The following is a 13,184-nucleotide window of genomic DNA, read 5'->3' as shown; positions in this document are numbered from 1 at the left end:
CACGCGAGATAGATACCGATGCCGCGACGTTCCTCCCTGCCGGTCACCTTTGTCGTTCCGACGCTCGCCATCCTTTTGGTGCTGTCGATGGTGCCGACGCTCTATGCGATCGTCATCGCCTTGCAGAACCGCGAGCTGAGCTCGGCGACCTATTCCTATGTCTGGTTCTCGAATTTTTACGACCTGTTCTTCGACCGCCGCTTTCTCAACGCCGTCTGGGTGTCGGTGAAATGGGAAATCGTCACCGTTGTCGCCACCATGGCGGTGGCCATTGGCCTCGGCGTGCTGATGTTCGAGGTCGCGTCACCGCGCCTGCGCAATTTCTACTGCCTGCTGTTCATCATCCCGGTGCTGCTGCCGCGCGTCTCCGCCGCCTTCGTGTGGAAGTTCGCCTATCATCCGCTCTACGGCATCGCCACCTACCCCTACAGGCTGCTGACCGGCGGGCTGATCTTCGATCCGCTGTCCAAGCCGTCGACGGCTCTGTTTGCCGTCGCCTCGGTCGATGTCTGGCAATGGGGGCTGTTCTTCGCCGTCATCGTGCTGAAGCTACTGGAAACGCTGCCGCCGCAGCCGATCGAGGCAGCAAGGCTCGACCACGCCAAGCGCTGGCAGATCCACGCCTATGTCACGCTGCCGATGCTGAAGGCGCCACTGATCAGCCTGATGTTCGTCAAGATGATCGAGTCCCTGCGCTCCTTCGACCTGATCTATGTGATGACCCGTGGCGGACCGGGCGTCGCCACAGAAACGCTCGATATGTACGCCTTCTCGCAAGGCTTCATCGAATCCGGCAAAGTGTCCTATGCTTCGGCGATGGCCGTGCTGATGATGATCGCCACCGTCATCACCTTCACCATGTTGTGGAAGCGGGTGCAGGCATGAGATCATCTCGCATGAAACCGGGCCGCCTGATCGCCAAAGCCATCCTGGCCTTTGCCGGCTTCATGGCGGTGTTTCCGCTCGCCTGGACGGCGCTCAATTCGCTGAAGAACAATGTCGACATCATCACCCGCGTCCCACGCCTGGTGTTCACGCCGACGCTCGGCAACATCAGCTACATCATCGGCCGCGACAGCGTCATGACCGGCCTGCACAATTCAGTGATCGCCTGCGGCGTCGCGGTGCTGATCGGGGTGGTGCTCGGCCTGCCGGCGGCTTACGCGGTGGCGCGCTACCCCAACCGCTGGGCCGGCGACATCCAGTTCTTCGTGCTGTCGCTGCGCTTCCTGCCGCCGGTGGCGGTCGCCATCCCGCTGATGGTGATCTGGCTGCAGATCGGGCTCTACGACACGCTGGCGGCGCTGATCGTCACCTATTCGCTGCTGACCATCTCGGTGATCATGTGGCTGGCCATTCCCGCCTTCCAGGCCGTGCCGAAGGAGGTCGAGGAAGCCGCCTTCGTCGACGGCTACGGCGCCTATTCGGTGTTCTGGAAGATCGCGTTGCCGGTCGCGGCACGCTCGCTGATCGGCGCGGTCGCCTTCAGCTTCGTGCTGGTCTGGAACGAGTTCCTGATCGCGCTGATGCTGTCGAGCTCCAACGCCAAGACATTGCCGATCGTCGCCTCGGAACTGTCGCAGCAAGGCATGAACGTGCCGTGGGGCATCCTGAATGCCTCGGTCGTGCTGTTGTCGCTGCCGCCGCTGTTGTTTCTCGGCGTGCTGAGCGGTTTCCTGAATTCCGTTTTCCGGCAAAAAAAGACTTGATGCGAGGACGATCCGATGCGGGCTTTGGTACTTGAGAAAAAAGGCGAACTGGCGCTGCGCGAGATTGCGTTGCCGCTCGATGTCGGGCCGGACGATGTCAAAATCGCCATCCATACGGTCGGCGTCTGCGGCAGCGACGTGCACTATTACACCCATGGCGCCATCGGCAGCTATGTGGTGCGCGCGCCGATGGTGCTGGGCCACGAAGCGTCAGGGATAATCGTCGAGGTCGGCGCCAATGTCAGGACGCTGAAGGTCGGCGACCGCGTTTGCATGGAGCCGGGCGTGCCGAACATGTCGTCGCGGGCGACCAAGCTCGGCATCTACAATGTCGACCCGGATGTGAGCTTCTGGGCGACGCCGCCGGTGCACGGCATTCTTGCGCCCGAAGCCGTCCATCCGGCCGCCTTCACCTACAAGCTGCCGGACAACGTTTCCTTCGCCGAAGGCGCAATGGTTGAACCCTTTGCCATCGGCATGCAGGCGGCGGCCCGCGCCCGCATCGTTCCGGGCGACGTCGCGGTCGTCGTCGGCTGCGGCCCGATCGGCATCATGATCGCGCTGGCGGCGCTGGCCGGCGGGTGCTCGAAAGTGCTGATTTCCGATTTCTCCGCCCCCAAGCTGGAGATCGCGGCCCGCTATCCCGGCATCGTCCCGGTCAATATCGGCGAGCAGTCGCTGGTCGATGCGGTTGCCGCGGCGACCGACAATTGGGGCGCCGACATCGTGTTCGAGGCCAGCGGCCACTCGAAGGCGTTCGCCAATCTGTTCGACATCGTGCGCCCCGGCGGCGCGGTGGTGCTCGTCGGACTGCCGGTGGAGCCGGTGAGCCTGAACGTTCCGGCGGCGATTTCGAAGGAAGTTCGCATCGAGACGGTGTTCCGTTACGCCAACATTTTCGATCGCGCCCTGCAGCTCATCGCTTCGGGCAAGGTCGATCTCAACCCGCTGATCACCGGCACCTACGATTTCTCCGACAGCATCAAGGCGTTCGAACGGGCTGCGGCAGGCAGACCGGAAGACGTCAAATTGCAGATCCTGCTTGCCGGCGAGAAGGGCTGAGAGAAACCATGTCCGCGATTGTCTGTTCGAATGTCGACAAATCCTACGGCGCCACCACCGTCATCCGCGATCTGAACCTCAGCATCGAGGACCATGAGTTCGTCGTGTTCCTCGGCCCGTCCGGTTGCGGCAAGTCGACCTTGCTCAGGATGCTGGCCGGGCTGGAGGACATTAGCGGCGGCGAGGTCTCGATCGGCGGCAAGGTGGTCAACGATCTCGACCCGGGCGACCGCGGCATCGCCATGGTGTTCCAGAATTATGCGCTCTATCCGCATATGACGATCTTCGACAACATCGCTTTCGGCCTGAAGCGGCAGAAGGTGGCGAAGGCAGAGATCCAGCAGCGCGTCGAGGCCGTGTCGAAGACACTGGGTCTCGAACCCTATCTCGGCCGCAAGCCGGCCGAACTGTCCGGCGGCCAGCAGCAGCGCGTCGCCATTGCGCGGGCGATGATCAAGACCCCAAAAGTGTTTCTGTTCGACGAGCCGCTGTCCAATCTCGATGCTAAATTGCGCAACCATATGCGCATCGAAATCGCGCGGCTGCATCAGTCGCTGAAGACGACCACCGTCTACGTCACCCACGATCAGCTCGAAGCGATGACGCTTGCCGACCGCATCGTGCTGCTGCGGGATGGCAAGATCGAGCAGATCGGCTCACCGGCGGAAATCTATGAACGGCCAGGCAATCTGTTCGTGGCCGGATTCATCGGAACGCCGAACATGAACTTCATCGATGTTGCCGTCGGGCGGAAGGACAACCGCTGGACACTGACGAGCGCCAGCACAGTCTTTTCCATCGAAGGCTCGCGCTTCGATCTGCGGGGGGTCCATAGGGCAGTGCTTGGTGTCAGGCCGCCAGACTTGAAGACCGCGGCCCCTGATGCCACCGGGAATCTTCTGGAGGGCACGGCCGATCTGATCGAGTTTCATGGCAACGACGCGCTGGTGATCTTCGGTTTCGGCGGCAAGGAAATCAGCGCGCTGGTGCCGACCCGCGAGTGCCCGGTCCTGCGCAGCCCTGTCCGCTACACGATCGACGAACAGAGCCTGCATCTGTTCGATGCGCAATCCGGGGCGTCCCTGTTGAGACCAGACGCCGGCAAAAGCAGCCTGCCTATCTGATCGCGTCTAGCACCTGCCGCTGCCGGTGCATTTCGAGGAACACCTTGTAGTCGCGGTCGAAGCGTCCTGATGAGGCCGGGTTTGACGGCCGTTTCTTGCCGCCCTGCTGCATGGCGACGCAAGCGGCGTTCAGGTCGGGGAACAGCCCGGCGGCGGTGGCCGCGACCATGCCGGTGCCGAGCAGCACCGCTTCGTCGGCCAGCGGCTCGATGACCGTGCAGCCGGTGGCGTCGGCATAAAGCTCCATCAACAGCGGGTTCTTGGTGTGGCCGCCGGTGACATGCAGCGTGTCGATCAGGTAGCCGTTCTCGTTCAGCGCTTCCAGCACATGGCGCACGCCAAGCGCGATGCCGACAGCGGTGCGCCAATAGAGCTTGCACAGGCTGTCGAAGGACGCATCCAGCGTCAGCCCGCTGACGACGCCGACCGCATGCGGGTCGGCGAGCGGAGAGCGGTTGCCGTGGAAGTCCGGCAGCACATGCAGCCGTGCGGCGAGATTATCGCCCTCGGCGGTGCGCAGTTCGGCGACGCGACGGGCGATCTTCGCATGCATCGCCGCATCCGGCTCGCCGCCGGCGCCGTGCCAGCGGATGATGTGGTCGAGCAGCGCGCCGGTGGCCGACTGGCCGCCTTCCGACAGCCACAGCTTGGGCAGGGCCGCGCCATAATACGGTCCCCAGACGCCGGCAAAGGGCTGCGGGTCGGGCGACATCGCCATGACGCAGCTCGACGTGCCGGCGATCAGCGCCAAGTGCCGGCCGATATTCTTCTCGTCGCCGGCAAAGCCGCCGAGCACGCCGAGCGCGCCGGCATAGGCATCGATGACCCCGGCGCCGACGCGACATTGCTCCGTCAGGCCGAGTTGGGCAGCGGCTTGCGCGTTCAGCGCCCCTATATCGGCGCCGACCGGGCTCGCCGTCTCCGGCAGATTGCCATGTTCGAAAAGATCGCCGAGGCCGACGGTTTCAAAGAAGTCGAGCCGCCAGCCTGTCTGCTCATGCGCGAGATAGGTCCATTTGGCGGTCAGCGTGCATTGCGAGCGCGCCAGCGAGCCGCTCGCCTTCCAGGTCAGGAAGTCGGTGAGGTCGAATAGATAGCTGGCTTCATTCCACGTTCCCGGCAGCTTCCGCTTCAGCCACATCAGCTTCGGCGTCACCATCTCCGGCGACATGACGCCGCCGATATAGTCGAGCACGGCATGACCGCTCATCGTGCATTCGTCGGCCTCGGCAATGGCGCGGTGATCGAGCCAGACGATGGTGTCCCAGCGCTTTTCGCCTGACACCGATACGCTGAGCTGACCGCCATCCCGGCCGCGCACCACCAGCGAGCAGGTGGCGTCGAAGGAAATGCCGACGATATCCTGCGCCGCGACCCCTGCCTTTTCACGGGCGGCACGCACGGCAATGCAGACCGCCGACCAGATATCCTCGGAATTGTGCTCGGCGTGGTCAGCCTTCGGCTGGTGCATGACGATCGGGTGCTCGGCGCGGCCGAGCAAGGTGCCTTTGGTGTCGAGAATGCCCGCACGGGCGCTCCCGGTGCCGACATCGACCGCGCAAACGAAGCTTTTCGTCAAGATGCTCTTACTCTCGCTCCCAGGCCTGCAATCAAATCGGGCAATTGCAGCATGTCAGCGAATATAAAGTCCGGCTCACTCGACGCAAGCCGCGCTTTCAGCGTCGGGTTGCCGGCATGGGTGCCGCCGGTGAAGGCAAGGACGCGCATGCCCGCCGCGCGCGCCGCAGCAATGCCCGCCGGGCTGTCCTCGACGACGACGCAGTTGCGCGGTTGAGCCCGCATGCTGGCAGCCGCATGGAGAAAAAGGTCCGGCGCCGGTTTTCCCTTTGCCACCATGGCAGCGCTGAACAGATGCGGCTCCAGCAGCCCGAGCAGCCCGGTGATGTCGAGCGCATAGCGGATGCGGTCGAGCGTGCCGGACGAGGCGACGCAGAACGGCACGCCGAGCCTGGGCAAAACCTGAGCGATGCCAGGCATCGGTTTCAGCTCCTCGCGAAATTTGCGCATCAGTTCGACGCGCATCGCGGTCAAATGCTGGTCGGTGATCTCAATGCCGAAATCGCGGCCAAGGATTTCGCGGACGCTTTTCATGCTCTTGCCGAGGAAATGCTCGTAGGCGGTGTCCTCGCTGACATCGCCGCCGGCGAGCGCGATCATGCCGAGCAGCGCCTTGACCGACAGCGCTTCGCTGTCGACCAGCACGCCGTCACAGTCGAAAATGACCAGTTCAGGCGCCATGGCCGTCATTGCTTGGTGTCAGAGCTTGCCGGCGATATAGCGCGTCAGCGTCGCACGCGCGCCGTTTGCCCACAGCACGTTGAGCGCATGGGCAAAGGCATCGGCGAATGCTGCCGAGCGGCCGACGTCGCCATAGATGTCTTCCATGGCAAGCCAGGCGCCGGGCGCATCCCTGGCCGCCTTGGCGGTTGCCTGCAGCCGGTCCCAGTTGGGATCATTGGGCTCGATGACGGCGCCGCTGTCGGTCGTGCCGAAGCAGTAGCGGCACCAGAGCGCGGATTCCAGCGCCAGGCCAGCGACGCTTTTTCCCGCCTTCAGCCGGTCGGCGATGGTCGGGATGATGAATTTCGGCTGGCGGTTGGAGCCGTCGAGGCAAAGCCGCCGGATGGTGTCGCCGATCTTGGGGTTGGAGAAGCGGCCCTCGATCAGCTGGTAGTAGTCTTCCAGCACGGTATCCGGCACCGGCGGCACGGTCGGAATGATCTCGTCGCGCTCGAGCTTGGCGAGAAAGCCGCGCACCAGTGGCTCCTGCATCGCTTCATGCACGAAATGAATGTCCATCAAGCCGGCTGGGTAGGCGATGGTGGCGTGACCGCCATTGAGGATGCGGATCTTCATCAGCTCGTAAGGCGCGACTTCCTTGACGAACTGCACGCCGACCTTTTCCAGTGGCGGCCGGCCGGCGGTGAAGCGATCCTCCAGCACCCACTGCTTGAACGGCTCACAGAACACCGGCCAGTTGTCGTCGAGGCCGAATTCGCTGGAGAGGATACCGCGTTCGCGGTCGCTGGTCGCGGGCGTGATGCGGTCGACCATGCCGTTGGGAAAGGCGACTTTCGTGCTCACCCAGTTTGCCAGGTCCTCGTCGATCAGCCGCGCCAGTCCGATAACCCCGTCCGAGGTGACATGACCATTGTGGGGGATGTTGTCGCAGGACATGACAGTGAACGGCACGATGCCGTCATCGCGGCGACGGATCAGTCCGGCAAGGATGAGGCCGAACACCGTCTTCGGTACAGCACCCGGTTGCGCATCGGCGACAATGTCGGGATGGGTCGGGTTGAACACGCCCGACGCCGGGTCGATGAAATAACCGCCCTCGGTGATGGTGAGCGAAACGATCTTGATCGCCGGATCGGCAAGCTGATCGATGATCGCGGCGGCATCGCCGGGCATCAGGAAGTCGATCATGACGCCGGTGACGCGGGCGCTCATATGGCCACTGTCCTGCTCGACCACGGTGGTCAGCCAGTCCTGCTCGGCAAGCTTGCCGCGGCCGATCTTCTCGCCCTCGAACACGCCGGCGCCGATCAGCGCCCAATCGTGACCGACGCCGGAATTGAACAGATCGTCGAGATAGACGGCCTGGTGCGAGCGATGGAAATTGCCGACGCCGAAATGCACGATGCCGGCCTTGAGCGTCGAGCGATCGTATTTCGGGCCGGCGACCTTCGAGGGGAGCTTGGCGAGGACGGAAGACGAGAGTTTCATGGTCATCTGCTTTTACCCTTCGGCCGGGCTGCGGCCTGGGTGATCCCGGCCTCTTCTCCCCGTGGAGGGACGGGGAGAGGAGTGCCTTCGCCCCTCAACTCATCCACTGGCCGCCATCGACATTGTAGGTCTGGGCGACGATGTATTCAGCGTCATCGCTGGCCAGGAACACCGCCATGCCGGTCAGATCCTCCGGCTTACCCATGCGGCCGTAAGGCACGCCCTCGCCGACCAGCCGCTTCTTCTCGCCCTTTGGCCGGTTCTCGTACTTGGCGAACAGCGCATCGACCTCATCCCACATATCGCTGTCGACGACGCCGGGCGCGATGCCATTCACGTTGATGCGGTGCTTGATCAGGTCGAGCCCGGCTGACTGGGTAAGCGAAATCACGGCGGCCTTGGTGGCGCAGTAGACGGCGACCAGCGGCTCGCCGCGCCGTCCGGCCTGGCTCGCGATGTTGATGATCTTGCCGCCCTTGCCCCGTGCGATCATCGAACGTGCCGCGGCCTGCAGCATGAACAAAGTGCCGGCGACGTTGACCGAAAACAGTTTGTCGTAGCTCGCCTTTGATATCTCGACGATCGGCGCCAGATCGAACAGCGCAGCGTTGTTGATCAGTATGTCGAGGCCGCCGGTCTTTGTCTCCGCCGCCTTCACCGCCGCCTCGATCGAGGCGAGGTCGCTGACATCGAGCCTGACTGCATAGGCCTTGGCGCCAATCTCGGCGGCTGTCTTTTCGGCAGCCGCCAGGTTGATATCGGCAATGGCGACGGTCGCACCTTCACGCACATAGGCTTCGGCGAAAGCTCTGCCGATGCCACGTGCCGATCCGGTGACCAGCGCCGATTTGCCTTTCAGCCTCACTGCGCCATCGCCTTTCCGTCGGCGCCGAAGCGATGCATCCTGGCCTTGTCGGGCGACAGATAGATGGTATCGCCGTGACGGACGGCCATTTCGCCGTCGGCACGCACCGTCAGCGGACCAACGCCATCGGCTTGCACATGCAGGAAGGTATCGGAGCCGAGATGTTCGGCGACGCCGACGACGGCTTTCCATTCGCCCGCCGTCGTCGAGATGTTCATGTGCTCGGGCCGGATGCCGATGGTCTTGGCGCCGTAATTGGCGGCCGGCGTGCCCTCGATCAGGTTCATCTTCGGTGAGCCGATGAAGCCGGCGACGAACAGGTTCTTCGGCGACTTGTAGAGTTCCATCGGCGAACCGACCTGCTCGATGTTGCCGGCGTTCAGCACGACGATCTTGTCGGCCATGGTCATGGCCTCGATCTGGTCGTGGGTGACGTAGATCATCGTCGTCTTGAGCTGGTGGTGCAGCTCGCTGATCTCGAGGCGCATGGTGCCGCGCAGTGCCGCGTCAAGGTTGGACAACGGCTCGTCGAACAGGAAGGCCGAGGGCTGGCGCACGATGGCGCGCCCGATGGCGACGCGCTGGCGCTGACCGCCGGAGAGCTGGCCGGGGCGGCGTTCGAGATAGTTGGTGAGGTTGAGGACGCGCGCGGCGTCCTTCACCTTCTTGTCGATCGTCGCCACATCCTCGCCGGCCATCTTCAAGGGGAAGCCGATGTTCTTGGCCACCGTCATATGCGGGTAAAGCGCATAGGACTGGAACACCATGGCCAGCTTGCGCTTGGCCGGCGCCTCGCCGGTGACGTCGCGGCCATCGATGTTGATGGTACCGCCGCTGGTGTCCTCGAGGCCGGCGATGAGGCGCAGCAGCGTGGACTTGCCGCAGCCCGACGGACCGACGAAGACGACGAACTCGCCATTCTCGATGACCAGGTCGAGGCCCGGAATGATGATCGTCGATCCGAAGTGCTTGGAGACGTTCTTGAGCGTGATGTTTCCCATGGTTTCCTCCCCCGAAGGGTTATTTTTCGTGGATTGCTTCAGGCAAGGTACGCTACTTCACAGCACCAAATGTCAGGCCGCGCACAAGCTGCTTCTGGCTGAACCAGCCCATGATCAGGATCGGCGCGATCGCCAGCGTCGAGGCTGCCGAAAGCTTGGCCCAGAACAGGCCCTGCGGGCTTGAGAACGAACTGATGAAGGCCGTCAGCGGTGCCGCCTCGGTGGTGGTCAGGCGGATGGTCCAGAATGCTTCGTTCCATGCCAGGATGATGTTGAGCAGCATGGTCGAAGCGATGCCTGGCACCGCCATGGGAGTCAGCACGTAGATGATCTCGCCCCACAACGTGGCGCCGTCCATGCGCGCCGCTTCGAGGATTTCACCCGGGATTTCGCGGAAGTAGGTGTAGAGCATCCAGATCACGATCGGCAGGTTGATCAGCATCAGCATGACCATCAGGCCGATGCGGCTGTCGAGCAGTCCGGTATYGCGGAAGATCAGATAGATTGGGAACAGCACGGCAACGGCCGGCATCATCTTGGTCGAGAGCATCCACATCAGGATGTCCTTGGTCCACTTGCCCGGCGAGAAGGCCATCGACCACGCCGCCGGAACCGCAACGATCAGCGCCAGAATGGTCGAGCCGACCGAGAGCAGCACCGAGTTGAAGAAGAACTTGAAGTAGCCGCTCTGCGCCTGGACTTCGGTATAGCTCTCGAATGTCCCCGACGGAATCAGGGCAAAGCCCTGGATGGCCTCCTGCTCCGACTTGAACGAGGTGATGATCGTATAAAGGATCGGGAAGAAGATCAGCAGCGCGACGATCCAGGCTGCCGCGGTCGCAACGACCTTGTGTTGGGTGGTGACTGCACGTGCCATCGTATCCTCCCTTACTTGTCCAGGTTCTTGCCGACCGCGCGCATGGCGAAGAAGGCGACGATGTTGGCGAGAATGACGGCGATGACACCGCCGGCGGATGCCTGGCCGATTTTGAACTCCAGCAAGGCCTTCTGGTAGACGAGGAAGGGCAGGTTGGTGGAGGCATAGCCCGGGCCGCCATTGGTGGTGACCAGGATCTCGGCATAGACCGACAGGAGGAAGATCGTCTGGATCAGGATGACGACGGTGATGGCGCGCGACATGTGCGGCAGCGTCAAATAGATGAAGCGGCTGACGAAGCCGGCGCCGTCCATCTCGGCGGCTTCCTTCTGTTCGCCGTCAAGCGACTGCAGGGCGGTCAACAGGATCAGCGTCGCAAATGGCAGCCACTGCCAGGCGACGATGATGATGATGGCCAGCATCGGATGCTGCCCGAACCAGTCGATCGGCTGCCCACCAAAGAAGCGCGCTATGTCGGCAAAGACGCCGTATTGCGGATGCATGATCATGTTCTTCCAGACCAGTGCCGCCACCGGCGGCATGACGAAGAACGGCGAGATGACGAGGATGCGCACGATGCCTTGTCCCCACATCGGCTGATCGATCAGCAACGCCAGCAGGATGCCGCCGATCACCGTGATCAGAAGCACGCTACCGACGAGGACAAGTGTGTTGAGGATCGACTGCAGGAAGGCCGGGTTGGAATAGAACAGCGCGTAGTTCGAGAAGCCGACGAACCCATCGCGGATCGGGTTGAGCGGATTGTACTGCTGGAAGGAGAACCACAAGGTGATGACCAGCGGCACAATCATCCAGACGAACAGCAGCACCACGGATGGCGCCATCATGAAGCGGGCAAGCGAACGGGTCTGCTGAGTAGCCATGACGGTCACCCTCCAAAGGTCAGTCAGATTTTCAGAGTTGTGCCACAATTCCTGGGATTGTGAAGGCGGCCGCCCGAACTGGGATTCGGGCGGCCGTTGCCGGTCATGATCGACGACCGGCATTCGGCACCGGGAGGAGCCTACTTGATATAACCGCCCTCGGTCATCGTTGCCGTGGCAGCGTCCTGAGCCTGCTTCAGGGCATCGTCGACGCTCGACTGGCCGGCAAGTGCCGCGGAGAAGAGCTGGCCGACGGTGGTGCCGAGACCCTGGAACTCAGGGATCGCGACGAACTGGACGCCGACATAAGGCACCGGCTTGACGGTCGGATGCGTCGGATCGGCCGCGTTGATCGAGTCCAGCGTCATCTTGGCGAAAGGCGCCGCCTTCTGGTACTCGGCGTTGGCGTAGAGCGAGGAGCGCGTGCCCGGAGGAACATTGGCCCAGCCTTCCTTCGAAGCGACGAGTTCGGCATAGTGCTTGCTGGTTGCCCAGGAGACGAACTTCTGTGCCGCATCAGCCTTCTGCGTGCCGGCGGGGATGGCCAGCGACCAGGCCCACAGCCAGTTGCCGCGCTTACCGAGACCATTGTCGGGAGCGAGCGCGTAACCGACCTTGTCGGCGACGGTGGAGGCCTTCGGGTCAGAGACGAAAGACGCCGCGACCGTGGCATCGATCCACATGCCGCACTTGCCCTGCTGGAACAGCGCCAGGTTTTCGTTGAAGCCGTTGGATGATGCGCCCTCGGGGCCGTCGGCCTTCATCAGGTCGACATAGAACTGCAGCGTGCTCTTCCACTCGGGCTGATCGAACTGCGGCTTCCAGTTCTCATCGAACCAGCGGGCGCCGAAGGAGTTCGACATGGCGGTTAGGAAGGCCATGTTCTCGCCCCAGCCGGCCTTGCCGCGCAGGCAGACGCCGTTCACGCCATTGGCGCGGTCGGTCATCTTGTCGGCGGCCTGCTTGATGAAGTCCCAGGTCGGCGCGTCGGGCATGGTCAGCCCTGCCTTCTCCATCAGGTCCTTGCGGTACATGACGAACGAGCTTTCGCCGTAGAACGGTGCTGCATAGAGCTTGCCGTCGACCGAAAGACCACCGGCGATAGCCGGGATGATGTCCTTGGCGTCATAGTCGTCGCCGAGCTTGTCGAGCGGCAGCAGCCAGCTCTGCTTGGCCCAGATCGGAACCTCGTAGGTGCCGATGGTCATCACGTCATACTGGCCACCCTTGGTGGCGATGTCGGTGGTGACGCGTTCGCGCAGCACGTTCTCTTCGAGCGTGACCCAGTTGAGCGTGATGTCCGGGTTCGCCTTGGTGAAGTCGTCCGTCAGCTTCTGCATGCGGACCATATCGCCATTGTTGACGGTGGCGATGGTGATGGATTCGGCATGCGCGGCGAACGCAAGGGCGCTGGCCGACAACAAGCCCAGTGTGAGCGTGCGAAGTTTCATCAAATTCCTCCCATAAACCAAGATGAGCATTTGCCTTGGTGATGAGCAATTACTCACCTGCTGTTAATTATGTCAAGCCGGATTCGATGCTGCAGCGCAGCACGCGGGATGTCGCGCGGCATGCAACGCGTGGCGAATTGCGGTGTTTTGAGAACGGGTTCGAAACCGGCGGCCGTAAATCGAATCGACAGAGGTTCGGCCGATCGCCCTTCTGTGAACTGGCGAAGGATGGCGGGCCTATGTCGACCGGCTATCGCGGCCTATCGCCAGCAGCGTGTCTGGGCGAGGGTTTTCAACCGTGAGCCGGATATCGTCCGACGCAATACTGGAAAACGTCGCCATCGCGGCTTTGCCTGGCTCGAGTCAAGATTTCCGTCACCCTGATCCAGTCGGATTCATCTTTTCGCAGTGTAACTTCCCGACGGATTGCCAGAGCAGCAGCTTGAAACGGGGTAAATGCT

At 62.7% G+C, this 13,184-nt stretch carries 12 protein-coding genes; 4 read left to right on the top strand and 8 right to left on the bottom strand.

What is annotated here, in order from left to right:
* The first annotated feature begins 18 nt into the window (after window positions 1-18).
* The 4 genes from AC1DXN_RS15365 to AC1DXN_RS15350 are packed head-to-tail and all read left to right on the top strand — an operon-like array spanning window position 19 to window position 3,895.
* The gene (locus AC1DXN_RS15365) at window positions 19-885 is read left to right on the top strand and encodes a carbohydrate ABC transporter permease (RefSeq protein ID WP_477240759.1); all 867 of its coding nucleotides are present in this window, start codon (window positions 19-21) and stop codon (window positions 883-885) included.
* An 11-nt stretch (window positions 886-896) separates the two neighbouring features.
* On the top strand, window positions 897-1,709 hold the full coding sequence (locus AC1DXN_RS15360; RefSeq protein ID WP_477274380.1) for a carbohydrate ABC transporter permease: 813 nt from the start codon (window positions 897-899) through the stop codon (window positions 1,707-1,709).
* 15 nt (window positions 1,710-1,724) lie between these two features.
* Window positions 1,725-2,771 (top strand): NAD(P)-dependent alcohol dehydrogenase, encoded by a 1,047-nt coding sequence (locus AC1DXN_RS15355; protein ID WP_477274378.1) that lies wholly within the window; start codon window positions 1,725-1,727, stop codon window positions 2,769-2,771.
* Window positions 2,772-2,779: 8 nt separating this feature from the next.
* The gene (locus tag AC1DXN_RS15350; protein WP_477274376.1) at window positions 2,780-3,895 is read left to right on the top strand and encodes an ABC transporter ATP-binding protein; all 1,116 of its coding nucleotides are present in this window, start codon (window positions 2,780-2,782) and stop codon (window positions 3,893-3,895) included.
* Here AC1DXN_RS15350 and AC1DXN_RS15345 read toward each other — a convergent pair.
* The 8 genes from AC1DXN_RS15345 to AC1DXN_RS15310 form a co-directional block, all read right to left on the bottom strand.
* Complete coding sequence (locus AC1DXN_RS15345) at window positions 3,888-5,474, bottom strand: FGGY-family carbohydrate kinase (RefSeq protein ID WP_477274374.1); 1,587 nt, start codon at window positions 5,472-5,474, stop codon at window positions 3,888-3,890. The two genes, AC1DXN_RS15350 and AC1DXN_RS15345, sit on opposite strands and share 8 nt — an antisense overlap.
* Entirely contained in the window at window positions 5,471-6,154 is a 684-nt protein-coding gene (locus AC1DXN_RS15340; RefSeq protein WP_477274372.1) for an HAD family hydrolase, read from the bottom strand. Before AC1DXN_RS15340 ends, AC1DXN_RS15345 begins: the two co-directional genes overlap by 4 nt.
* 18 nt (window positions 6,155-6,172) lie before the next feature.
* On the bottom strand, window positions 6,173-7,651 hold the full coding sequence (locus tag AC1DXN_RS15335) for a mannitol dehydrogenase family protein (RefSeq protein ID WP_477274370.1): 1,479 nt from the start codon (window positions 7,649-7,651) through the stop codon (window positions 6,173-6,175).
* A gap of 88 nt (window positions 7,652-7,739) precedes the next feature.
* A complete protein-coding gene (locus tag AC1DXN_RS15330) occupies window positions 7,740-8,510 on the bottom strand; it encodes an L-iditol 2-dehydrogenase (protein ID WP_477274368.1) in 771 nt (256 codons plus the stop codon).
* The gene (locus tag AC1DXN_RS15325) at window positions 8,507-9,511 is read right to left on the bottom strand and encodes an ABC transporter ATP-binding protein (RefSeq protein ID WP_477274366.1); all 1,005 of its coding nucleotides are present in this window, start codon (window positions 9,509-9,511) and stop codon (window positions 8,507-8,509) included. The genes AC1DXN_RS15330 and AC1DXN_RS15325 overlap by 4 nt, the downstream gene beginning before the upstream one ends.
* A 52-nt stretch (window positions 9,512-9,563) precedes the next feature.
* Window positions 9,564-10,388, bottom strand: coding sequence for a carbohydrate ABC transporter permease (locus AC1DXN_RS15320; protein ID WP_477421585.1), 825 nt, complete (start codon window positions 10,386-10,388; stop codon window positions 9,564-9,566).
* Window positions 10,389-10,399: 11 nt separating this feature from the next.
* A complete protein-coding gene (locus tag AC1DXN_RS15315) occupies window positions 10,400-11,272 on the bottom strand; it encodes a carbohydrate ABC transporter permease (RefSeq protein ID WP_477240739.1) in 873 nt (290 codons plus the stop codon).
* Between the two features lie 140 nt (window positions 11,273-11,412).
* Window positions 11,413-12,723 carry an ABC transporter substrate-binding protein gene (locus AC1DXN_RS15310; RefSeq protein WP_477240737.1) on the bottom strand — a complete coding sequence of 437 codons (1,311 nt, stop codon included), beginning with the start codon at window positions 12,721-12,723 and terminating at the stop codon, window positions 11,413-11,415.
* Between the last annotated feature and the right edge of the window lie 461 nt (window positions 12,724-13,184).

This window comes from Mesorhizobium sp. P2_H9 (assembly GCF_056403215.1).
Note: the sequence above shows the minus strand (reverse complement) of the source record. Positions and strands in the feature narration are given on the sequence as shown.

Coding starts and splice junctions, on each gene's coding strand:
- AC1DXN_RS15340 (WP_477274372.1), bottom strand. CDS start 6,154: ATGGCGCCTGAACTGGTCATTTTCGACTGTGACGGCGTGCTGGTCGAC.
- AC1DXN_RS15355 (WP_477274378.1), top strand. CDS start 1,725: ATGCGGGCTTTGGTACTTGAGAAAAAAGGCGAACTGGCGCTGCGCGAG.
- AC1DXN_RS15335 (WP_477274370.1), bottom strand. CDS start 7,651: ATGACCATGAAACTCTCGTCTTCCGTCCTCGCCAAGCTCCCCTCGAAG.
- AC1DXN_RS15350 (WP_477274376.1), top strand. CDS start 2,780: ATGTCCGCGATTGTCTGTTCGAATGTCGACAAATCCTACGGCGCCACC.
- AC1DXN_RS15315 (WP_477240739.1), bottom strand. CDS start 11,272: ATGGCTACTCAGCAGACCCGTTCGCTTGCCCGCTTCATGATGGCGCCA.
- AC1DXN_RS15325 (WP_477274366.1), bottom strand. CDS start 9,511: ATGGGAAACATCACGCTCAAGAACGTCTCCAAGCACTTCGGATCGACG.
- AC1DXN_RS15310 (WP_477240737.1), bottom strand. CDS start 12,723: ATGAAACTTCGCACGCTCACACTGGGCTTGTTGTCGGCCAGCGCCCTT.
- AC1DXN_RS15360 (WP_477274380.1), top strand. CDS start 897: ATGAAACCGGGCCGCCTGATCGCCAAAGCCATCCTGGCCTTTGCCGGC.
- AC1DXN_RS15365 (WP_477240759.1), top strand. CDS start 19: ATGCCGCGACGTTCCTCCCTGCCGGTCACCTTTGTCGTTCCGACGCTC.